The organism is Pseudomonas sp. LAIL14HWK12:I10, assembly GCF_900184205.1.
In the GTDB taxonomy this organism is placed as follows: domain Bacteria; phylum Pseudomonadota; class Gammaproteobacteria; order Pseudomonadales; family Pseudomonadaceae; genus Aquipseudomonas; species Aquipseudomonas kermanshahensis.
The window spans coordinates 496,259-519,447 of sequence record NZ_FXWU01000001.1 but is presented as its reverse complement, the minus strand read 5'-3'; the positions used below and the strand labels follow the sequence as shown (position 1 = coordinate 519,447).

Genomic DNA, 23,189 nt, shown 5'->3' with positions numbered 1-23,189 from the left:
ACGCCTCAATCGAACGGGATGATGCCGCGCGCCTGTTCCAGGGTGAGTTTGCCTCTATGCACCCGCTGGGTTGAGCCTACCTCGCGCCCACTCAAGCGACGCTGACTCCAGGTTTTCAAATGGCCCAAGGTGAAGTCACGCGCCAGCGCGTCGGCGGCAGGCATGTGGAAGTGTGCGGCCCACAACGGCCGGCCTGATGCGGCACCCGGCTGCGCCAGACGCATGATCTTGTACTCGTCGAAGGTGCTGCCATTGGCCATGACCTGACGCGGGGCGACGTACTCCACCTTGATCAGGTTCTGTTCATGCAGAAAACGTAACGCTTCGGCGCTGGGGTAGCGCGTGTCGGTGTACAGCATGGTCAGCTTGAGGTTTTTTTGCGACCGCATCTGGTCCGAGGCAACCTCCAGGCGTCTTATGAGGGCGGCGTTGGCGCCCTCCTCGCCCAATATCGTTGCCGCCTGCCCCAGCTTGTCTATCTGAAGATCAAACAGGCGCGCAAGCAACGTGCCTTTAAGGTCATTCACCACGTATTCGTCGGCCTTCAACAGAAGCTGATCGTTCTCGTCCAGCAGCGCCTGCACCCGAAACGCCGTATCAGTTGCGGCAATTTCGGGGTCGACCGCCGCTGGCTCACGGCTTCGCTCATGCCATTGGCCGTCCCTCCAGTCAAAGGTGGCCAACACCGAGTTATTGAACGGATCACGCACCTGATACACCGCCTGACCATCGGCATCGAGCTCTTTCTTGCCGATCAGAATCTGCCCTTCCGCGTTACGCACCACCCGCTGCGGCTCGCTTGAGATGATGTAGGGCAAGCGCGCGTCTGGCGCACGGGCACCCTCCTGCTCCTTGATCAACGCGACCAGCCGACGCCCTGCATCACGCTTGAGCTTCTCCAACTCCGTCCGGTAGCGGTCCAGCATCGAAACTTCGATCAATGCCCCACCCGTTTCGCGAATTCGCAAGCAGTTCACCAGGGCAGCTGCGTATTCGTCCCATGCCTCCTGCAAGATGGTGATGCGGTCTTCGAGCGGCAGGTTGGCGAAGTCGAGTTCACCATGAGCACCCGCCGCGTTACGCAGTGACAGCCCCGACAGCTCCTCCCGGAATACATTGAGTGTGCGCTGACCATCAATGCTATCCAGGTGTAAAGCCAAATCGGCTAGGTTCAACACCTGATGGAAGCGGAACTGAACCGTGCTGAACGTACGGTTGGCAATAAATGAATCAACGCTGCGGCTTTCAGGTCCGGAGTCATTGCTGATGATCACCTCGCCTGGTACCTCGACCAATAGCTCGTCGAGATGTTCGAGTGCAGCCAGCATGCGATCCTGAAGCGCCACGACGCCCTCGAGCTTGCGGCGATAAGCCTGATAGGCTTCAAGCACTTTTTGCCCAGGCTGCCCATTGAGGCGCTGCTGCATACCGGCCAGCTCCGGGTAATCCGCCAAATCCCATAGCTCATTGAGGATGAAATCGCTGTTACGTATCAGGCTGAGCTGAACCTCACGCCGCTGCTCTGTCAGGCCTGCTTCCACCCCCGCTTGCCGTTCGCGGGCATATTTGGGTTCAAACATGGTCTCGATCGTGCGAAGAATCTCCTGGCAGTCCCGAACGACCTCTTCAACCTGCTTTACCGCTTCAATGCGCCTGCTACGAATTTGTGCATCCCATTCGGCTTGACGCGCTTCGTACCTGCCAATCATTTCCCTGGGCGCGACCTGCTCGCTGTCTGTGGTGGCCAACGCCAGCTTGGCCCGCTCTGTTTCCAACAATTCACCCAGCTTTGTGACCTTTTCTCGCAAAACCGGAATGCTGAAGCCGGCCTCGGCAAAGCGGAGCGTCGCTGCTCTGACCTGCGCATTTAGTTTGGCAACAGTAGCGTGGAGCTTGTGGAAGCGGTCGGCGATGTTCTCGCGTGTGTTCCGCCTCATCCCGCCAGCGAGACGAAGCGAACCATCGATACGCCAAACGCCTTGTACATAGTTTAACCATGGGCCGTAGCCGCCCTTGCCATCGACCACCCTTACACTGCCGTTGAACACTGCCACCTGATAAACATCGGCGTCCATGGTCGCGTACAGACGCCCATCGACTTGATACAGGCCTGCGGTCTCGCCCGTGACCTGCAATGCCGAGTCGGGCAGCAATACACCCGTACGCATGGCGCGCAGCGCATGCCGCTGCTCAGGCGCAAGCCAATTGAACCCTTGGTTGCCACGCCATGAGAGATCCAACCGGCGTTGCGGCAATGCTGCCAGCTCACCGATTCCCGCAGCCCCTCCGTCAGAGGGGGCCACCGAGACCTCGGCAAAAGCCCCTCGCTGCCGGGCGGGCCCATCGAACGCCGAAACATCGGGAGATGTTCCGATCGTGGCAGCGTGCGGAGCCGGCTGCCGCGCATGCAGCAATACCATGCTCAAGTTCAGCAACAGATCTGAAACAGCGGCGGGCCGGTCGAACTCGCCGCCCTGCTCAAGCGCCAGCAGGTCATTCTCAAGCGAGGTGATCAGTTGCACCAGCCACACCACACTGGCCACCGGGCCACGCAGCGCCAACGACACCACATCGAACAGCAGCCAGGCGCCTTGGGACAGGGTTTCCCAACGCCGCTCGGCATTCGAGGTGGATTGCATGTCCGCTAATTCGATAAGCAGATCACGGTTGGCGTTGTACAACCTTTCGTTGATAGCGGTGGCCCAGAGGACCGGCTCGATAACGGGCGGCTCAGGGCGCTCGGGCAGGCTGGACGGGTCGATGCCAATACTGGAGACGTGCGGTTCATGGAACCCGCCATGGTCGTAAATATGGCGGACCTGCGGGTTCAGCCAGTCCAAAATACTCGCTTGCAGCAGCGTGGACTCCTGGATGTGAGCGAGTAACGCGGCCAGGGTTGAATACTCACGAAGGGTGTCCTGCGGGTATAAAGGCCGGTACAGCAGCACCAGCTCAGGCTTGGCACAGAACAGCACATACATGCCGCGAACGAGGTCCTGTTGGCGGGAATGCGGTTGGCGTCGGAAGGTCAGCGGCATCAGGGTCATACGGGGTGTTTGCGGGTCGAAATGGCCTGCACAGAAATCAACGACGCATTGCAGCCCAGCTTCCGTGATCTTGCCATCAAGCTTGGCGCTCAATGCGCTGAAACGCAGGGCGTTGCGCCACTCCCGGGCAAAGCGCCGGACGCGCTGTGCACGCTGCAACGGGTCGTCCAGTTGACGGGCGACATAGGCGGGATAGTTGCCACCGACATCAACCTGGCTCACCAATCGACTGGCAGCATCGGCATCCAGCCAGGCTGGGGCAGCAGAACCGTCGGCGCGCCGAATGCGCCGGATCGAGGCATTGCTGAGCGTTCCGAGGTTGCCAATGGCGAACTCCGTCAGCGTCTTGCTGCCTTCGAGCGCCACCGGCTCGCCACCGCCTGCGCCCGTTCCTGCGCCTCCGGGAATACCCAACGCCACGAAGAATTCGATCAGCAGGTCATCCGGGGAGATAGCCTGCGCGTGAGCGGATTGCATTTGTTCAGTGAGCCGCTGGCGGGTGTAATCCTTAAGGCTCAGGATGCCGTCCATAGCAGCCACCCCTTCGGCGTCGAGCTGATCGACTGCAAGCTGCAACAAACCCGCACGGTAGGCCACGCTATCGCTTCCAGAGCTGGTCGACAAAGCCGGTGGGGGCCTGACCGCCGGGGTATCGTCCGGGTAGCTGTCGAACCACTGCGCAGGGTCACTGATCTGGGCGAACAGTTGCTCCAGCGCGGCGACATCTTCCAGGCGGCGGTAGCTCACCCTGTCCACCTGAGTGAACAGCGTTTCCAGCAACGCCGACACCTGCTGTGCGAATACATTGCCCTCAACCGGATAACGCCGCCAGGACAGGGCATCGAAGCTGTAGCGCTGCGCCAGGTCATCACGCAGGGCTAAGGCGAAAGCGGCCAGCGAGGCAAAGCCGCGCACCTTGCCAGATGGCGCGCACCAGAGCACCACCTGCCGCTCATCCCACTCACCTGTCACCAGCAAATGGCTAAGCCATTGTTCCGATTCACGCAGACCCTGGGTCAGTTGGACCTGCACGAAGCTCGCCGTGGGCTGGTCGGCACCGCCGCGGATCAGGCCGCGGATGCAGGCCTGCTCCTGGGCGTCCAGGCCTTGCAAGGGCAGGCCGCGCAACAGGGCCGTGCTCAACAGCAACTGCAGCCAATGATCACGGCTTGCGCCGGTACTCCCGGTACTCGCCCAAAAGCCAAGCTGCGCTTGGCAAAAAAGCTGCGGCAGTTGCTCGATCAGGTCATTGAGCGGTTCGCTCAGGCCGCTGAGTTGGCGGGTGTCGAGCACGTTGTCTGAGCCGGCGAAGCGGTGAGGATCAACAAGGCCGAGGTTATGATGGCGGCCTTCGACAGGCTCCAAATCAAGAAAACGCGACTCGAGCATGGCCTGCAGTACGCGATCGACCAACGGCTGAGTGGACCAGTAGGGCGTGGACGGGTCCGGGCTGTCCAGTGTGAGCGCATCGGCAGACAGCAATGCAGGCTGTACCGAGGCCAGCCATGGCAGCTCTGCCAGCAATAACGTGAGCAATTGGTCGCTGACGACCTGGCGTAGCGTGGGACGGGCGGCGAACTGCCGGGCAGCGGCTCGCTTGAAATCGAATGTCGATGCGTCCGAGGGGGTCATACGAAGGCACTCCAGGTAAATGAGCTGGAAGCCTGTCGCGCGCGCTCTGCCACCTGGTGCTACTTATTGCAGGGCAAAAAAAAGCCCTGCTGTTCAGCAGGGCCCTTTTCACAACGGTCAGCTGTACACACGCCCCAGCAGCTGGCGATGGCTCTCAAACTGGTCGAGTACATCACGCACGATCTGCTCCGGCGCAAAGCCCATCAGGTCGTACTCCTGGCTGCCATCGTGCAGGTACACCTCGGCGCGGTAGAAGCGCTGTTGCACTTCCGGCTCGCCCTCGACCGGCGCCTCGCTCGGCGCGGCCAGGTAGCCGTCCAGGCTCACTTCATAAACGAAGGGGTTGCCCTCTTCCATCATTACCCGCAGGCCCATCATGTTGCGCGACTGGCCCACACGGGTTTCAACCTCGAAGCCCAGGGTGCGCAGCTGCTCGGCCGCTTCTTTCAGGGCCGGGCTGACCTGCTTGTCCATGAAGCGCTGCACCACGGCCTGGGTCGGCTGCAGTTCCAGCTGGGTCAGGCGCTCGCTGAAGCCGCGGCGGCCACGGGCGGCCAGTTCGGCACGCTCCTGCTCCACCGCAACGTCCTGCTTCATGGCTTTGTACAAGCCGAACATGAACAGCACCAGCACCACCGAGAACGGCAGGCCCGCCAGCACCACCATGGTCTGCATGGCTTCGAAGTTGCCGGCGAACAGCAGGCCGATGGTGACCAGGGTGATGATCACCGACCAGAACACCACCATCCAGTGCGGGGCGTCTTCGTCCACCTTGCCGCCTTTGCACGACAGGTTGGCCATCATCACCGCGCCGGAGTCGGCTGGGGTAAGGAACAGCACGAAGCCGACGAACACCGCCACACCGATCACGATCTTGGCGGCCGGGAAGTATTCCAGCAGCTGGTAGATCGACATCGACGGCTGCTCAAGGGCCGTCTTGCCCAGCTCCACGGCGCCCTGATTGATCACCAGGTCCAGCGCGGTGTTGCCAAAGATCGACAACCAGGCCAGGGTGAAGCCCAGCGGGATCAGCAACACGCCCATGACCAGCTGGCGCACGGTACGGCCCTTGGAGATACGGGCAATGAACATGCCGACGAACGGGCCCCAGGAAATCCACCAGGCCCAGTAGAACACGGTCCACAGGCCCAACCAGCGCTCAGACTTGCCCGCCTCGCCTTCGTAGACGTACAGGTCGAAGGTCTTCAGCACGATGCCATTGAGGTAGTCGCCAACGTTCTGCACGAAGCCATTGAGCAGGTGCAGGGTCTCGCCGCCCAGCAGCACGAAAATCAGCAGGCCGCTGAACAGGATGATGTTCAGGTTGGACAGACGGCGGATGCCGTTTTCCACGCCCGACACTGCGGCCACGGTAGCAACGCCGGCCATGACCAGGATGACCACCAGCAGGTTGGTCTTGCTGTGGTCCATGCCGAACAGGTACTCAAGGCCCGAAGACACCTGCATCGAGCCGATCCCAAGGTTGGTGACCAAGCCCAGCAGGGTGACGAACATACCGAAGATGTCCACGGCATTGCCGGCAGCGCCCTTGACCCAACGCTCGCCCACCAGCGGATACAGCGCCGAGCGCAGTGCCAGCGGCTGGTTGTGGCGGTAGGCGAAGTAACCCACGGCCAGGCCGACCAGGGCGTAGATCGCCCAGCCGTGCAGGCCCCAGTGCAGGAAGGTCAGCTGCAGGCCCTGGCGCGCGGCTTCGAGGCTGGCGGGCGTGCCTTCCGGTGGGTTGAAATAGTGGTCCAGCGGTTCGGAAGCGCCGAAGTACAGCAGCGAAATACCGATACCGGACGAGAACAGCATGCCGGCCCAGGCGCCGTAGCTGAAGTCGGGCTGGTCATCCTTGCCACCCAGCTTGAGCTTGCCGTAGTCGGAGAAGGCCAGGTAAACGACGAACACCAGGTATCCGCAGATCACCAGCATGTAGTACCAGCCGAAAGTGCGCGTCAGCCACTTCTGGGCCACGCCCAGCACTTGGCCTGCAGTTTCGGGTACAGCGATAAGCAAGGCAGTCAACGCAAGGATCAGCAACGCCGAGGTGTAGAACACGACGCTATTGACCCGGACCCTCTCGGCGGGGGGTTTGGTAAGGGAGGCAGAACTCATTGCACGAATGCTCCGGGCAGTACGGCTGTGGAGGCTAATCAGTCTTTTCCCGAGCAATTGGTGGAATACCCCCACTGCGTCAGGTGTTATAAAAGCACCCTGGAAACCGTGATCCCGAATCGATACGTTGCAAAAAAACAGACAGGTGGTCTGCAAAAAATGCCGCATCCAACACCGTGGTGCGCGCATTCGTCACAGAGCACCCCGCCCGCTCCAAGGGCCTGCCGCAGGTCGATGACCGTTCGGCAGAATCTGCATTTCGCATCGCACATGCCCGTCAACGCCTTGTATTCCGGGGGTTACGCGATTTCCTGGGGTGTCAATCCGTGCGCTCGAAACAGCCTGAAAAACTGTCAATGGCACAAATTGTCGCAGAGCTTATTCTTTATTGATTGAACGTTCAATCAAAACAAAATAGACTGGCCTTCGCCGAGTCAGCCGCTTGTCGTCTGCTTGTCAGGCCTGAGGAGAATGCAAGATGCCCAAGGTCGGTATGCAACCCATCCGCCGCCAGCAATTGATCGAAGCCACCCTGCTAGCGGTCGATCAGGTGGGGCTGGGAGATGCCAGCATTGCGCTCATTGCCCGTTTGGCCGGCGTGTCGAACGGCATCATCAGTCACTACTTTCGGGACAAGAATGGCCTGATCGCAGCGACGATGGGTTACATCATGAACATGCTCAACGAAGGCGTTGCAGCACGGCGCCAGGCACTGACGGACGACAGCCCGCGTGCCCACCTGAAAGTGATCATCGAGGGCAACTTCGATGCCAGCCAGGTGAACGGCCCGGCAATGAAAACCTGGTTGGCCTTCTGGGCGTCCAGCATGCACCAGCCCGATTTGCACAGGTTGCAGCGGATCAACGATCACCGCTTGTACTCCAACCTATGCTGTCAGTTCCGCCGCGTCCTGCCGCTTTACCATGCGCGCAAGGCAGCCCGCGGGCTGGCGGCCCTGATCGACGGCCTATGGCTGCGTGGCGCGTTGTCGGGAGATGCTTTCGACACCGACCAGGCGATACGAATCGCTTACGAATACATGGATCTACAACTGGCTAAACAGCAGTCCCTGGGCACAACCGACCAGGCTTCTGAACCACCGCGCACGGCCGTTGCCAACCCGGCAGGAGCGTGACGCGCTAGCCAACCACACACTGCACTTGCGAGGACACTATGGCCCGTTTCGGAACGCAAAAACTCTACATTGATGGTGGTTATGTCGACGCTGGCAGCGATGCCACCTTCGAGGCCATCAACCCGGCCAACGGCGAAGTCCTCGCGCACGTGCAACGTGCCACTCAGGCCGACGTCGAAAAAGCCGTCGAAAGCGCCGAGCGTGGCCAGAAAGTCTGGGCTGCGATGACCGCCATGCAGCGTTCGCGCATCCTGCGCCGCGCCGTCGACATCCTGCGCGAGCGCAACGATGAGCTGGCTCAGCTGGAAACCCTGGACACCGGCAAGTCGTACTCCGAAACCCGCTACGTCGACATCGTCACCGGCGCCGACGTGCTGGAGTACTACGCAGGCCTGGTGCCAGCCATCGAAGGCGAGCAGATCCCGCTGCGTGAAAGCTCCTTCGTCTACACCCGCCGCGAGCCGCTGGGCGTGACTGTCGGTATCGGCGCGTGGAACTACCCGATCCAGATCGCCCTGTGGAAATCCGCCCCAGCCCTGGCCGCTGGCAACGCGATGATCTTCAAACCGTCGGAAGTCACCTCGCTGACCACCCTGAAACTGGCCGAGATCTACACCGAAGCCGGCCTGCCTGATGGCGTGTTCAACGTGCTGACCGGCAGCGGCCGCGAAGTCGGCACCTGGCTGACCGAGCACCCGCGCATCGAAAAAGTCTCCTTCACCGGCGGCACCACCACCGGCAAGAAAGTCATGGCCAGCGCCTCGAGCTCCTCGCTCAAGGAAGTGACCATGGAACTGGGCGGCAAGTCGCCACTGATCATCTGCGCCGACGCCGACCTGGACAAGGCCGCCGACATCGCGATGATGGCCAACTTCTACAGCTCCGGCCAGGTGTGCACCAACGGCACCCGCGTGTTCATCCCTGCCGAGCTGAAAGCCGCCTTCGAAGCCAAGATCGCCGAGCGCGTTGCCCGCATCCGTGCTGGCAACCCGGAAGACGAAAACACCAACTTCGGCCCACTGGTCAGCTTCCAGCACATGGAAAGCGTGCTGGGTTACATCGCCAAGGGTAAAGAAGAAGGTGCCCGCGTACTGTGCGGTGGCGAGCGTCTGACCGAAGGTGACTTCGCCAAGGGTGCCTTCGTGGCCCCGACCGTGTTCACCGACTGCACCGACGACATGACCATCGTCAAGGAAGAAATCTTTGGCCCGGTGATGAGCATCCTCAGCTACGAGACCGAAGAAGAAGTCATTCGCCGCGCCAACGACACCGAATACGGCCTGGCCGCGGGCGTGTGCACCAACGACATCACCCGTGCCCACCGCATCATCCACAAGCTCGAAGCCGGCATCTGCTGGATCAACGCCTGGGGTGAATCGCCGGCCGAAATGCCGGTCGGTGGCTACAAGCAGTCGGGCGTTGGCCGTGAAAACGGTATCAGCTCGCTGGCTCAATACACGCGCATCAAGTCGGTCCAGGTCGAGCTGGGCGGCTACTCCTCGGTTTTCTAAACCGCGTGTAGTCACGCCCGTGCCAGCGCGCACGGGCGTTCCCGCTCCCTGATCACCGCCAAACGAGGGTACTTAAATGTCCCAAGAATTCGATTACATCATCGTCGGCGCAGGTTCCGCCGGTAACACCCTGGCCACTCGTCTGACCGAAGACGCCAGCGTCACCGTACTGCTGCTGGAAGCCGGTGGCCCCGACTACCGCTTCGACTTCCGCACCCAGATGCCAGCCGCCCTGGCCTTCCCGCTGCAGGGCCGCCGCTACAACTGGGCCTACGAGACCGACCCAGAGCCGCACATGGACGGCCGCCGCATGGAATGTGGCCGCGGCAAGGGCCTGGGTGGCTCTTCGCTGATCAACGGCATGTGCTACATCCGCGGTAACGCTATGGACTTCGACGGCTGGGCAGAACTGCCAGGCCTGGAAGACTGGACCTACCTGGACTGCCTGCCGTACTTCCGCAAAGCAGAAACCCGCGACATCGGCCCTAACGACTACCACGGTGGCGAAGGCCCGGTCAGCGTCGCCACGCCCAAGGCTGGCAACAACCCGCTGTTCCACGCCATGGTCGAGGCCGGCGTGCAAGCCGGTTACCCGCGCACCGAAGACCTCAACGGCTACCAGCAGGAAGGTTTCGGCCCGATGGACCGTTCGGTGACCAAGAACGGCCGCCGTTCCAGCACCGCGCGCGGCTACCTGGACCAGGCCAAGAAGCGCCCGAACCTGACCATCGTCACCCATGCCCTGAGCGACCGCGTGCTGTTCGACGGCAAGCGTGCCGTGGGCGTGACCTACCTGGTCGGCGACAGCGAAGAGCGCGTCGAAGCCCGTGCCCGCAAGGAAGTCATCGTCAGCTCCGGCGCCATCGCTTCGCCGCAACTGCTGCAGCGCTCCGGCGTCGGCCCACGCGCCCTGCTGGAAAGCCTCGACATCCCGGTCGTGCATGACCTGCCGGGCGTTGGCGAAAACCTGCAGGACCACCTCGAGCTGTACCTGCAGTACGCGTGCACCCAGCCGGTGTCGCTGTACCCGTCGCTGCTGTGGTGGAACCAACCGGCCATCGGCGCCGAGTGGCTGTTCAATGGCACCGGCATCGGCGCCAGCAACCAGTTCGAGGCCGGTGGTTTCATCCGCACCCGCCCTGAATTCAAGTGGCCGAACATCCAGTACCACTTCCTGCCAGTCGCGATTAACTACAACGGCTCCAATGGCGTGAAGGAGCATGGCTTCCAGGCGCACATGGGTTCGATGCGTTCGCCAAGCCGTGGGCGCATCCAGGCCAAGTCGAAAGACCCACGCCAGCACCCGAGCATCCTGTTCAACTACATGGCCACCGAGCAGGACTGGCAAGAGTTCCGCGACGGCATCCGCCTGACCCGCGAAATCATGGCCCAGCCGGCGCTGGACCCGTACCGTGGTCGCGAGATCAGCCCGGGTGCGCACGTGCAGACGGACGAAGAGCTGGACAAGTTCATCCGCGAGCACGCCGAAACCGCCTTCCACCCGTCCTGCTCGTGCAAGATGGGCACCGACGACATGGCAGTGGTCGATGGTGAAGGCCGCGTGCATGGCATGCAGGGCCTGCGTGTGGTCGATGCGTCGATCATGCCGATCATCATCACCGGCAACCTCAACGCCACCACGATCATGATCGCCGAGAAAATCGCGGACAAGATCCGCAACCGCAAGCCACTGCCGCGCAGCACGGCCAAGTACTACGTGGCCAACGGTGCGCCGGTCAAAGGCAAGCCGATGCGTGAAGTGAAGCAAGCGTAAGCCAGCCCTGGCCTCTTCGCGGCTGAAGCCGCTCCCACAGGGTTCGCGCAGTTCTTGAAAACTGTGCAGTACCTGTGGGAGCGGGTTTACCCGCGAAAGGGCCCGCCCAGGCAACACAAAAGAAGGCACCCCTCGCGGTGCCTTTTTTTCATCTGCAGAAACGCTTTACATGCTGCCAATTCATCAGGTTAGAATCAGTTGGCACGCGACTTGCCAGTCAAGCCCCCTTCCCGCGATATCCCGGAGTACCTGCCTTTGGATGCCAGCACCATCAACAGCCTGTTTCTGATCGGCGCATTGCTGGTGGGTGCAAGTATCCTGGTCAGTTCGCTGTCCTCTCGCCTGGGCATCCCTATTCTGGTCATCATTCTCGCCGTCGGCATGGTCGCCGGCGTGGACGGTGGCGGCATCATCTTCAACAACTACCCGACCGCCTACCTGGTGGGCAACCTGGCACTGGCGGTGATCCTCCTCGACGGCGGCCTGCGCACCCGCGTGGCCAGCTTCCGCGTGGCGTTGTGGCCGGCGTTGTCGCTGGCCACGGTCGGGGTGATGATCACCACTGCCCTCACCGGCCTGGTAGCGGCGTGGCTGTTCAACTTGAGCCTGATCCAGGGTCTGCTGATCGGCGCTATCGTCGGCTCCACCGACGCCGCGGCGGTGTTCTCGCTGCTGGGCGGCAAAGGCCTGAACGAGCGGGTCACCGCTACGCTTGAGATCGAGTCGGGCAGCAACGACCCGATGGCAGTGTTCCTCACCGTCACCCTGATCGACATGATCGCCAGCGGCCAGACCGGCCTGCACTGGAGCCTGCTGACCCACCTGCTGCGCGAGTTCGGCATCGGTGGCCTGCTGGGCCTGGGCGGCGGCTGGCTGATGCTGCAACTGGTCAACCGCATCAACCTGGCCGGTGGCCTGTACCCGATCCTGGTGGTGGCGGGCGGGCTGGTGGTGTTTTCGCTGACCAACGCCCTGCATGGCAGCGGCTTCCTCGCCGTGTACCTGTGCGGCCTGGTACTGGGCAACAAGCCGATTCGCAGCCGCCACGGCATCCTGCACATGCTCGACGGCATGGCCTGGCTGGCGCAGATCGGCATGTTCCTGGTGCTGGGCCTGTTGGTCACGCCGCATGACCTGCTGCCGATCGCCCTGCCGGCCCTGGGCCTGGCACTGTGGATGATCCTCATTGCACGCCCCCTGTCGGTGGTCGCCGCGCTGCTGCCGTTCAAGGCCTTCCATGGCCGCGAGAAGGGCTTTATTTCCTGGGTCGGCCTGCGCGGCGCGGTACCGATCATTCTGGCGGTGTTCCCGCTGATGGCCGGGCTGCCGGATGCGCAGCTGTTCTTCAACCTGGCGTTCTTCATCGTGCTGGTGTCGCTGCTGGTGCAGGGCACCAGCCTGCCGTGGATGGCCAAGCTGCTGAAGGTCACGGTACCGCCAGACCCGGCGCCGATCTCCCGCTCGGCGCTGGAAGTGCACATCACCAGCGAGTGGGAGCTGTTCGTCTACCGCCTGGGCGCCGAAAAATGGTGCATCGGCGCGGCCCTGCGCGAGCTGAAGATGCCCGAAGGCACGCGGATTGCCGCACTGTTCCGGGGCGAACAACTGCTGCACCCGTCGGGCAGTACGGTGCTTGAGGTGGGCGACATGCTCTGCGTGATCGGCCACGAACATAACCTGCCCGCGCTGGGCAAGCTGTTCAGCCAGGCGCCGCAACGTGGCCTGGACCTGCGTTTCTTCGGCGACTTCGTGCTCGAAGGCGATGCAGAATTGGGCGCTGTGGCCGCGCTTTATGGCCTGAAACTCGACGGCCTGGACGCAAAAATGCCGCTGGCGCAGTTCATCCGACAGAAGGTCGGAGGCGCTCCAGTAGTAGGCGACCAGGTCGAATGGCATGGCACGATTTGGACCGTGGCGACCATGGACGGGAACAATGTCCAGAAAGTGGGCGTCAGATTCCCCGAAGGAACGCGACCCGGACCAGGATTGTTCCTCTAAACTCCGTTTCTGCCTGATCCACAATGTAGTCTGCCTATGTCCCTGCGCGTGTACCTTCGCACAGCCCTGTTCGGGCTGTGCTTGTCCCTCTCGTTCGCGGCCACCGCGAACGCCGCGGCCGAAGCGCCGACCACCGCCAGCATCCAGCACAGCCTCGACAAGATCGCCGAGCGCAAGCTGCCCGAGGCCGATCAGAAGGCCCTGCAGCAGGTGCTCGAACAAACCCTGAGCCTGCTGGCCACCAAGGAAGACAACGAGCGCAAGTTGGCCGCGCTGAAGCAACAGCTGGCCGGCGCACCGAAAGAAACCAGCGACAGCCAAAAAGAATTGGCCCGGCTCAAGGAAAGCAAGCCGCAGCCTGTCGCCCAGCGCTATGCCACCCTTTCGGTGCCCCAGCTGGAGCAACTGCTCAGCGAGCGCAGCACCCTGCAAGGCGAGCTGCAAAAGGCGCTGTCCGAAGCCAACAGCCTGATCATCAATTCCCAAACCCGCCCAGAGCGCGCCCAGGCCGAGATCAGCAACAGCCAGGCCCGCTCCCAGCAAATCAACAATGCCCTCAAATCTGGCAAGGACAACGGCAAGGCGCTCAACGCCGACCAGCGCAACCAGCTCAGTGCCGAGCTCGCTTCGCTCAATGCACTGACCCTGCTGCGCCGCCAGGAACTGGCCGGCAACAGCCTGCTGCAAGACCTTGGCAATGCCCGCCACGACTTGCTGATCGAGCGCGCCACACGCCTGGAGCAGGAAATCCAGGACCTGCAGACGCTGATCAACGACAAGCGCCTGGCCCAATCCCAGGAAGCAGTCACCCAGCAGTCGATCGAAGCCCAGAAGGCCGGTGGCAGCAGCCTGTTGGCCACTGAAAGCACGATCAACCTCAAGCTGTCCGATTACCTGCTGAAAAGCACCGACCGCCTCAACGAGCTGACCCAGCAAAACCTGCGCACCAAACAGCAGCTCGACAGCCTGACCCAGGCCGACCAGGCCCTGGACGAGCAGATCAACGTGCTCAAGGGCAGCCTGCTACTGTCCAAGATCCTCTACAAGCAGAAGCAGACCCTGCCGCACCTGAAGGTCGACCGCGACCTCGCCGACCAGATCGCCGACACCCGCCTTTACCAGTTCGAAATCAACCAGCAGCGCGAGCAGATGAGCAGCCCGGTCACCTACGTCGACAAGCTGCTGGCCAACCAGCCGCCGGAAGACGTCACGCCGCAACTGCGCAAGGCCCTGCTGGAAGTGGCGATCACCCGCACCGACCTGCTGGAGCGCCTGAACCGCGAGCTGTCGGCGCTGCTCAACGAATCGATCACCTTGCAGCTCAACCAAAAGCAGTTGCTGGGCACGGCCCAAGGCCTGCGCACCACCCTCGACGAGCAGATGTTCTGGATCCCCAGCAACAAGCCGCTGGACTGGGACTGGCTGCGCTATGTGCCGGAGCGCTTTGCCAGCCAGGTCGCCGACCTGCCCTGGGGTTCCGGCCTCAAGGAGCTGGCCGATGGCTTGAGCCAGCGCCCGCTGCTGTTCCTGCCGCTGCTACTGGTGATTGGCGCCCTGTTGTGGCGGCGCAAATACCTCTACCTGCGCTTGAGCAAGGTCCACCAGGACATCGGCCACTTCCGCCGTGACAGCCAGTGGCACACGCCCCAGGCCATCCTGATCAACATTCTGTTGGCGATGCCGGTAAGCCTGGGCCTGGCCCTGTGCAGCTATGCCCTGCAGATCGACGCCCGCGGGCAAAACGCCAACCTCGGCGCGGCGCTGTGGCAGTTGGCCCAGGCCTGGCTGGTGTTCTACACCGCCTACCGCATCCTCGCCCCTGGCGGCGTGGCAGAAGTGCACTTCCGTTGGCACAAGCCGCAGGTCGAATTCCTCCGGGGCTGGGTGCGCAGGCTGGGTACCGTGGTGCTGGCACTGGTCGGCGTGGTGGCGGTTGCCGAGCACCAGCCTTCGGCACTGGCCGATGATGTACTCGGCATCGGCGTGGTGCTGACCTGCTACGCGCTAATGGCCTGGCTGCTCAGCCGCCTGCTGCTGAGCAGCCCGGCGCACCGCGACACGTCGCTGTTCCGCAAGGCTGTCGGCGTGGCGTTCACCGCCCTGCCGATCGCCTTGTTCGTCGCAGTGTGCTTCGGCTACTACTACACCGCGCTGAAGCTGACCGACCGGCTGATCTACACCCTGTACCTGCTGCTGTTCTGGCTGGTGATCGAAGCGGCATTCGTGCGGGGCCTGTCAGTAGCAGCACGGCGCCTGGCCTATCAGCGCGCCCTGAGCAAACGTGCAGCGGCAAAAGAAGGGCTGGATGGCGAAGTCATCACCGAAGAGCCGACGCTGGACATCGAGCAGGTCAACCAACAGTCGCTGCGCCTGATCCGCCTGGCCTTGCTGGGTGGCTTCATTGCCGGCCTGTACTGGGTGTGGTCGGACCTGATCTCGGTGTTCGCCTACCTCAACAACTTCACCCTGTACGAATACACCAGTGGCACCGGCACTGCCGCCAGCATGGTGCCCATCAGCCTGGGCGACCTGCTCGGTGCGCTGGTGATCGTCGGCATCACCTTCGCCCTGGCCGGCAACCTGCCGGGCTTGCTCGAGGTACTGGTGCTGTCACGCCTGAACCTGGCCCAGGGCAGCGCCTACGCCACCACCACGCTGCTGTCGTACACCATCGTCGGTATCGGCATCGTCAGTACCCTGTCGACCCTCGGCGTGAGCTGGGACAAGCTGCAGTGGCTGGTAGCGGCCTTGTCGGTTGGCCTGGGCTTCGGCATGCAGGAGATTTTCGCCAACTTCATCTCCGGCATCATGATCCTGTTCGAGCGCCCGGTGCGCATCGGCGACACCATCACCATCGGCAACCTGTCCGGCACGGTGAGCAAAATCCGCATCCGCGCCACCACCATCACCGACTTCGACCGCAAGGACATCATCGTCCCCAACAAGACCTTCATCACCGGCCAGTTGATCAACTGGTCGCTGACTGACACGGTCACCCGGGTGACCTTGAAGCTGGGCATCGACTACGGCTCCGACCTCGACCTGGTGCGCGACCTGCTGCTCAAGGGTGCCCATGAGAACCCGCGGGTGCTCAAGGACCCGGAGCCGATCGTGTACTTCCTCAACTTCGGCGAAAGCTCGCTGGACCATGAACTGCGCATGCACGTGCGTGATCTGGGCGACCGTAACCCGACGCTGGACGAGATCAACCGCTACATCAACCGCGAGTTCAAGGCGCATAACATCAAGATCTCGGTACGCCAGGTCGAGGTGTTCTTGATGGATCAGAAGGGTGGCAAGCAGCAGTTGATTCCGCTGGAGCAGCCGAAATCGGATGGCACTGAAGCGGTATAAAGGGGCTCGAATACCGTATTCTGTTCTGAATCCTTGCGAGGGCTGCGCCCTCGATCGCAGGCAAGCCAGCTCCTACAGGGGCTGCGCCAGCCCAAAGCTCAGCGCTGATCCGGTAGGAGCTGGCTTGCCTGCGATGGGCCGCGAAGCGGCCCCCTTGGCACCGATTTCCAGGAGCAACCCGTGAAAGCCCTCGACCAACTCAGCTTCGACAACCGCTTCGCCCGCTTGGGCGATGCGTTCTCCACCCAGGTCCTGCCCGAACCTATCGCAGACCCGCGCCTGGTGGTGGCAAGCGAGTCGGCCATGGCCCTGCTCGACCTCGACCCCGCGCAAGCCGACTTGCCGGTGTTCGCCGAGTTGTTCAGCGGCCACAAGCTCTGGGAAGAGGCCGACCCACGCGCGATGGTCTACTCCGGCCACCAGTTTGGCTCGTACAACCCGCGCCTGGGCGACGGCCGTGGCCTGTTGCTGGCCGAAGTGCTGAACGATGCGGGCGAACATTGGGACCTGCACCTCAAAGGCGCTGGCCAGACCCCGTATTCGCGCATGGGCGACGGCCGCGCCGTGCTGCGCTCGTCGATCCGCGAGTTTCTCGCCTCCGAAGCCCTGCACGCCCTGGGCATCCCGACCAGCCGGGCGCTGTGCGTGATCGGTTCGAGCACCGCGGTTTGGCGTGAAAGCCGTGAAAGCGCGGCCATGCTCACGCGCCTGGCACAGAGCCATGTGCGCTTCGGCCATTTCGAGTACTTCTACTACACCCGCCAGCCCGAGCAACAGCGCGTGCTGATCGACCATGTGCTGGAACAGCACTACCCCGAATGCCGCGAGGCCGAGCAGCCCTATCTGGCCATGTTCCGTACGATCGTCGAGCGCAACGCCGAGCTGATTGCCCGTTGGCAAGCCTATGGTTTCTGCCACGGGGTGATGAACACCGACAACATGTCGATCCTCGGCATCACCTTCGATTTCGGCCCTTTTGCCTTCCTCGACGACTTCGACGCCAATTTCATTTGCAACCACTCCGACGACCGTGGCCGCTACAGCTACAGCAACCAGGTGCCTATCGCCCACTGGAACCTCAGTGCGCTGGCCCAGGCGCTGACCACGGTGATCGAAGTGGAACCGCTCAAAGAGGCGCTGGGGCTGTTCTTGCCGTTGTACCAGGCGCATTACCTGGACCTCATGCGCCGGCGCCTGGGCCTGACGACCGCCGAGGATGAAGACCTCGCCCTGGTCGAGCGCCTGCTGCAATGCATGCAAAAGGGCGGCGTGGACTACACCCTGTTCTTCCGCAAGCTGGGTGAACAGCCGGTCGCCGAAGCGCTGAATGTCGTCCGCGACGACTTCATCGACCTGCTGGCCTTCGATGCCTGGGGCGCGGACTACCTTGCCCGCTGCGCGCGTGAGGCCGGCAACGGCGAAGGGCGGCGTGAACGCATGCATGCGGTGAACCCGCTGTACGTGCTGCGCAACTACCTGGCGCAGAAGGCCATCGAAGCGGCCGAGGCCGGGGATTACAGTGAAGTGCGCCGGCTGCACCAGGTGCTGAGCCGGCCGTTCGAGGAGCAGGCCGGGATGCAGGCATACGCCCAGCGGCCGCCGGAGTGGGGCAAGCACCTGGAAATCAGCTGTTCATCGTGATGCCTGGAAGGTGTTTGCCTTGAGGTTTTCTGTGCCTGTAAGACCGCGCGCCGCCCGCGCGGCGCTCGATCTCTGCCCACCACAACGCCCACGCCCTACCCTTGAACCCCTAAGCGTTTTCTTCCAACAACGAATGCAACGCCACAAACTGCTGGGTCAGCTTGTGCCGTGGTTCCAGGTGAATCAGCGGCAAGCTGGCGTGGTGCGACTCGCGCATCTTCACCGAACTGCCCAGGTAAACCGGTAGCACCGGCAGGCCTTCGGCCAGTAGTTCGTCGAGCATCTGCTGGGGCAGGCTGGCGCGGGACTGGAACTGGTTGACCACGATGCCCTCAACCAGCAGATCCTCATTATGGTCGTCTTTGAGCTCTTCGATTTCCGCCAGCAGGCCGTACAGGGCCTGGCGCGAGAAACTGTCGCAATCGAAGGGGATGAGCACGCGATCGGCCGCGATAAGCGCAGAAACCGCATAAAAATTCAGCGCCGGCGGCGTGTCGATGTAGATCCGCTCGTAATCCTCGTCCAACTCGTCGAGCAACTTACGCAGCTTGTTGATCTTGTGCTTGGCCTCAAGCTTGGGCTGCAGGTCAGCCAGCTCGGCGGTGGCCGTCACCACGTGCAGGTTGTCGAACGGCGTTTCGTAGATATCGACCTTGTTCTTCTTGCTGAAAGGCCCGCTGGACAGGCTTTGCTTGAAGAAATCGGCGATCCCCATGGGGATATCTTCACCCGTCAGGCCGGTGAGGTACTGAGTCGAGTTTGCCTGGGCATCCAAGTCGATCAACAAGGTCCGGTAACCTTCGCTGGCACTGACCGCCGCCAGGTTACAAGCGATGCTCGACTTGCCCACGCCACCTTTCTGATTGAACACCACGCGCCGCATGAGAGAACTCCGTGTATCAACGAATGCCCGAGTATGTGGTGGCTCGCCAGCTAAGGCCAGCGGCAATTGTCGGGTGATGATGGCGAACTGATCGCGATGCCCGAGCGTGCCTACGAAGGCTTCGTCACCTGGCCGGTCAACAGCTCAGCAAACGCCTTGGCCATCGCTGAACTGCCGTGTTCGCGCTGCACCAGCCATACTGCGGTCATCGCGCCTTCATCCAGCAAGGTGCGGTACACCACACCCTCGATGCGCATGCGCTGGAACGAGGCCGGCAATACCGAAACCCCTAGCCCCGCAGACACCAGGCCGATGATGGTCATCGCCTCCCCCGCTTCCTGGGCAAAATGCGGGCTGAACCCGGCGTGCCGCGCCAGGCTGAGCAATTGCGCATGCAGCCCACTGCCATAGCTGCGCGGAAAGAACACGAACGGCTCATGCGCCAGGGAGGCCATGTGCACCCCCTGCTCCGTGCCCACGGCCAAGGGGTGCGAGGCATTGATCACGGCCACCAGCGGCTCGCGAAACAGCTCGGTCGCCACCAGGCCCTCCGGCAACGGCATGGGCCGCATCAGCCCCACCTCGATGGACTCGTCAAACACCGCTTCAGCCACATCACGGCTGCTCAACTCCTTGAGGTTCAGGTGCACGGCCGGGAAGCGCTGACGAAAGGCATGGATTGCCTTGGGGATTTTCGAGGTAAACGGCGCCGACGAGGTAAAGCCGATCTTCATTTCGCCGAGCTCGCCAAGTTGCGCCCTGCGCGCCACATCGGCTGCCTTTTCCACCTGTGCCAACACCTGGCGTGCTTCTTCCAAGAACAACCGCCCCGCCTCGCTCAGTTCGACCCGACGATTGGTACGGTCGAACAAACGGGCACCCAGCTCCTGCTCCAGCGCCTGGATTTGTTGGCTCAACGGGGGCTGCGAAATACCCAGCTGCTGGGCCGCGCGGCCAAAGTGCAGCTCTTCTGCCACAGCAATGAAGTAACGCAGATGGCGCAGTTCCATGATCGGCTCCAAACAAGTCGCTAAACATCTTAAATAGGTCGAACAATATATTGGATCTAATCATTAGCCAGCTATATGCTTTTTTCATTGCGCCAGAGGTACCCGCCCGTGAAAACTGCTGTAGCTCCCCTTCCCGTCGACCCAGAACCTGCCCCCCTTAACGAAATGTGGATCGAGAAAGGCACGCCCGCCTTCATGAAGACCGTGCTGGCCCTGTTCAGCGGCGGCTTTGCCACCTTCGCCCTGCTGTACTGCGTGCAGCCGATGATGCCCCTGCTGTCGCAGGAGTTTTCCATTAACGCGGCACAGAGCAGCCTGGTGTTGTCGGTGTCGACTGCCATGCTGGCGTTCGGCCTGTTGATCACCGGGCCGATCTCCGACCGCATCGGGCGCAAGCCGGTGATGGTGTTTGCGCTGGTGTGCGCGGCCCTATCGACCTTGGCCAGCGCGGTGATGCCGACCTGGGAAGCGGTATTGGCGACACGTGCACTGGTCGGCCTGTCGTTGAGCGGCCTGGCGGCGGTGGCCATGACTTACCTGAGCGAAGAAATCCACCCGCAGCACATCGGCCTGGCCATGGGCCTGTACATCGGCGGCAATGCCATCGGCGGCATGTGCGGGCGCCTCATCACCGGGGTACTGATCGACTTCGTCAGCTGGCACACGGCGATACTGACCATCGGCGGCCTGGCACTGGTCGCGGCGCTGGTGTTCTGGAAGGTCCTGCCCGAATCACGCAACTTCCGCCCGCAGGCCGTGAACCCACGCAGCCTGCTGGACGGCTTCGTCATGCACTTCAAGGACGCCGGGCTGCCTTGGCTGTTCCTCGAGGCATTCCTGCTGATGGGCGCCTTCGTCACGCTGTTCAACTACATCGGCTACCGCCTGCTGGCAGGGCCTTATCACATGAACCAGGCGTTGGTCGGCTTGTTGTCGGTGGTGTACCTGTCGGGTATCTACAGCTCTGCGCAGGTCGGCGCACTGGCGGACAAGCTGGGGCGGCGCAAGGTGTTCTGGGTCAGTATCGTGGTGATGGCAGGCGGCTTGCTGATGACCTTGGCCAGCCCGCTGTTGATGGTGATTCTCGGCATGCTGGTGTTCACCTTTGGCTTCTTCGGTGCCCACTCGGTGGCCAGCAGCTGGATCGGGCGGCGGGCGTTGAAGGCCAAGGGGCAGGCTTCGTCGCTGTACCTGTTCTGCTATTACGCGGGGTCGAGTGTGGCCGGGACGGCAGGTGGGGTGTTCTGGCATGCATGGGGGTGGAATGGCATCGGGCTGTTCATCGGCAGCCTGTTGGCCTTGGCGTTGCTGGTGGCGTTGCGCCTGAGCAAGCTTCAGCCGAAAACGGCTTGAGGGCCATTCGCGGGTAAACCCGCTCCCACAGGTATGGCGCTGGCCTCAAGGGTAGTGCAATCCTGTGGGAGCGGGTTTACCCGCGAAAGGGGCCTCGGATCAGTTGATGATCTCGACGATATCCACATCCACTTCACGGCTCATCAGGTGCTTCTCGACTTCGCCGGTCAGCTTGACCTTGGTCTTGTCGTTGAACGGGGTCGGTGGCAGGTCCTCATCGTCGATCTCGACGGTGACGGTGCCGGTGTTGTCCTTGAATTCGTACTTGTCGTCGTTGTTGATCTTCTTGGTCACATAACCCTGCAGCACCACCGGGGTGTCATCGGCTGCGTCATTGGCGGCGGCGACAGTAGTGACCGACTGGGCACCTGGGCCGGTATAACCAGCGGCCAGTGCAGCGGTGCTGAACAAAGGGGCGAGGATCAGGGCGAGGTAACGAGCTTTCATGGGGATCAGGTCCTGTTTCGGTTTCGATGGGACCAGATTAACGACGATCGCTGAATCTAAACTTAATCCAACAAAAAACCGGCACTGAGGCCGGTTTCCTGTTTGCTGCATCACATCACTGGTGATACTGCGCCGACAACTCGTGCACGGCGTTGATGAACGCACCCGCGTGCTCTGGGTCGACTTCCGGGGTAATACCGTGGCCCAGGTTGAACACATGGCCGGTGCCCTTGCCGTAGCTGGCCAGAATACGCGCCACTTCCTTGCGGATGGCTTCGGGCTTGGCGTACAGCACGGTCGGGTCCATGTTGCCTTGCAGCGCAACTTTGTCACCGACACGGCGGCGGGCATCGCCGATCTCGCAGGTCCAGTCCAGGCCCAGTGCATCGGCACCGGCTTCGGCGATGCTTTCCAGCCACATGCCGCCGTTTTTGGTGAACAGAATAACCGGCACCTTGCGCCCGTCGTGCTCGCGGATCAGCCCGCTGACGATCTTGCGCATGTAGGCCAGGGAGAACTCCTGGTAGGCCGCCGCCGACAGGTTGCCGCCCCAGGTGTCGAAGATCTGCACAGCCTGGGCACCGGCCAGGATCTGGCCGTTGAGGTAGCTGGTGACCGACTGGGCCAGCTTGTCCAGCAACAGGTGCAGGGCTTGCGGGTTGTCGTAGGCCATGGCCTTGGTCTTGCGGAAGTCCTTGGACGAACCGCCTTCGACCATGTAGGTGGCCAGGGTCCATGGGCTGCCCGAGAAGCCGATCAGCGGGACACGGCCGTTGAGCTCGCGACGGATGGTGCTGACAGCGTCCATCACGTAGCCCAGGTCCTTCTGCGGATCAGGGATCGGCAGTGCCTCGATGTCGGCCGGGGTGCTGATGACTTTCTTGAAGCGCGGGCCTTCGCCGGTTTCGAAGTACAGGCCAAGGCCCATGGCATCGGGGATGGTGAGGATGTCCGAGAACAGGATCGCCGCGTCCAGTGGGTAGCGGTCCAGCGGCTGCAGGGTGACCTCGCAGGCGAACTGCGGGTTCATGCACAGGCTCATGAAGTCACCGGCCTTGGCACGGCTGGCGCGGTACTCCGGCAGGTAACGGCCAGCCTGGCGCATCATCCAGACCGGGGTGACGTCTACGGGTTGCTTGAGCAGTGCACGCAGGAAACGATCGTTCTTCAGGGCAGTCATGTCGGCATCCGGCAAAAAAGTGCGGGCATTTTCTCAGACGCCAGCACAAAAGGCACGGCCAAGGCCATGCGTTTTGTCTATTGGGTGCCTTGGATCAAGCAAT

General features: G+C 62.3%; 13 protein-coding genes. 7 read left to right on the top strand and 6 right to left on the bottom strand.

Going from position 1 to position 23,189, the window contains the following annotated elements; translation table 11 throughout:
* Positions 1-5 precede the first annotated feature (5 nt).
* Positions 6-4,679 (bottom strand): dermonecrotic toxin domain-containing protein, encoded by a 4,674-nt coding sequence (locus tag QOS90_RS02405; RefSeq protein ID WP_085272253.1) that lies wholly within the window; start codon positions 4,677-4,679, stop codon positions 6-8.
* A gap of 117 nt (positions 4,680-4,796) precedes the next feature.
* A complete protein-coding gene (locus QOS90_RS02400; protein ID WP_027592373.1) occupies positions 4,797-6,800 on the bottom strand; it encodes a BCCT family transporter in 2,004 nt (667 codons plus the stop codon).
* 478 nt (positions 6,801-7,278) lie between these two features.
* Between QOS90_RS02400 and betI the strand changes: the two genes are divergently transcribed.
* The 6 genes from betI to selO all read left to right on the top strand — a co-directional run bounded on the left by betI (position 7,279) and on the right by selO (position 18,213).
* Positions 7,279-7,935 (top strand): transcriptional regulator BetI, encoded by a 657-nt coding sequence (gene betI / locus QOS90_RS02395; protein WP_027592372.1) that lies wholly within the window; start codon positions 7,279-7,281, stop codon positions 7,933-7,935.
* A gap of 38 nt (positions 7,936-7,973) precedes the next feature.
* On the top strand, positions 7,974-9,446 hold the full coding sequence (gene betB / locus QOS90_RS02390; protein WP_027592371.1) for a betaine-aldehyde dehydrogenase: 1,473 nt from the start codon (positions 7,974-7,976) through the stop codon (positions 9,444-9,446).
* A gap of 76 nt (positions 9,447-9,522) precedes the next feature.
* Positions 9,523-11,220, top strand: coding sequence for a choline dehydrogenase (betA, locus tag QOS90_RS02385; protein WP_085272252.1), 1,698 nt, complete (start codon positions 9,523-9,525; stop codon positions 11,218-11,220).
* Positions 11,221-11,475: 255 nt separating this feature from the next.
* Entirely contained in the window at positions 11,476-13,218 is a 1,743-nt protein-coding gene (locus QOS90_RS02380; protein WP_027592369.1) for a potassium/proton antiporter, read from the top strand.
* Positions 13,219-13,254: 36 nt separating this feature from the next.
* Positions 13,255-16,572, top strand: a complete 3,318-nt coding sequence (gene mscK / locus QOS90_RS02375) for a mechanosensitive channel MscK (RefSeq protein ID WP_027592368.1) — start codon at positions 13,255-13,257, stop codon at positions 16,570-16,572.
* A 180-nt stretch (positions 16,573-16,752) separates the two neighbouring features.
* Positions 16,753-18,213 carry a protein adenylyltransferase SelO gene (selO, locus tag QOS90_RS02370; RefSeq protein WP_085272251.1) on the top strand — a complete coding sequence of 487 codons (1,461 nt, stop codon included), beginning with the start codon at positions 16,753-16,755 and terminating at the stop codon, positions 18,211-18,213.
* Positions 18,214-18,322: 109 nt separating this feature from the next.
* Here selO and QOS90_RS02365 read toward each other — a convergent pair whose 3' ends face one another.
* Both QOS90_RS02365 and QOS90_RS02360 read right to left on the bottom strand, forming a co-directional pair.
* On the bottom strand, positions 18,323-19,096 hold the full coding sequence (locus QOS90_RS02365) for a ParA family protein (protein ID WP_027592366.1): 774 nt from the start codon (positions 19,094-19,096) through the stop codon (positions 18,323-18,325).
* Between the two features lie 110 nt (positions 19,097-19,206).
* Entirely contained in the window at positions 19,207-20,106 is a 900-nt protein-coding gene (locus tag QOS90_RS02360; protein WP_027592365.1) for a LysR family transcriptional regulator, read from the bottom strand.
* Between the two features lie 165 nt (positions 20,107-20,271).
* Between QOS90_RS02360 and QOS90_RS02355 the strand changes: the two genes are divergently transcribed.
* Positions 20,272-21,459: an MFS transporter gene (locus tag QOS90_RS02355; protein WP_256577347.1), complete on the top strand. Its 1,188-nt coding sequence runs from the start codon at positions 20,272-20,274 to the stop codon at positions 21,457-21,459.
* 99 nt (positions 21,460-21,558) lie between these two features.
* Here the strand turns inward: QOS90_RS02355 and QOS90_RS02350 are convergent, their stop codons facing one another.
* Both QOS90_RS02350 and hemE read right to left on the bottom strand, forming a co-directional pair.
* A complete protein-coding gene (locus QOS90_RS02350; RefSeq protein ID WP_027592363.1) occupies positions 21,559-21,906 on the bottom strand; it encodes a YgiW/YdeI family stress tolerance OB fold protein in 348 nt (115 codons plus the stop codon).
* 115 nt (positions 21,907-22,021) lie between these two features.
* A complete protein-coding gene (hemE, locus tag QOS90_RS02345) occupies positions 22,022-23,086 on the bottom strand; it encodes a uroporphyrinogen decarboxylase (RefSeq protein ID WP_027592362.1) in 1,065 nt (354 codons plus the stop codon).
* Positions 23,087-23,189 lie beyond the last annotated feature (103 nt).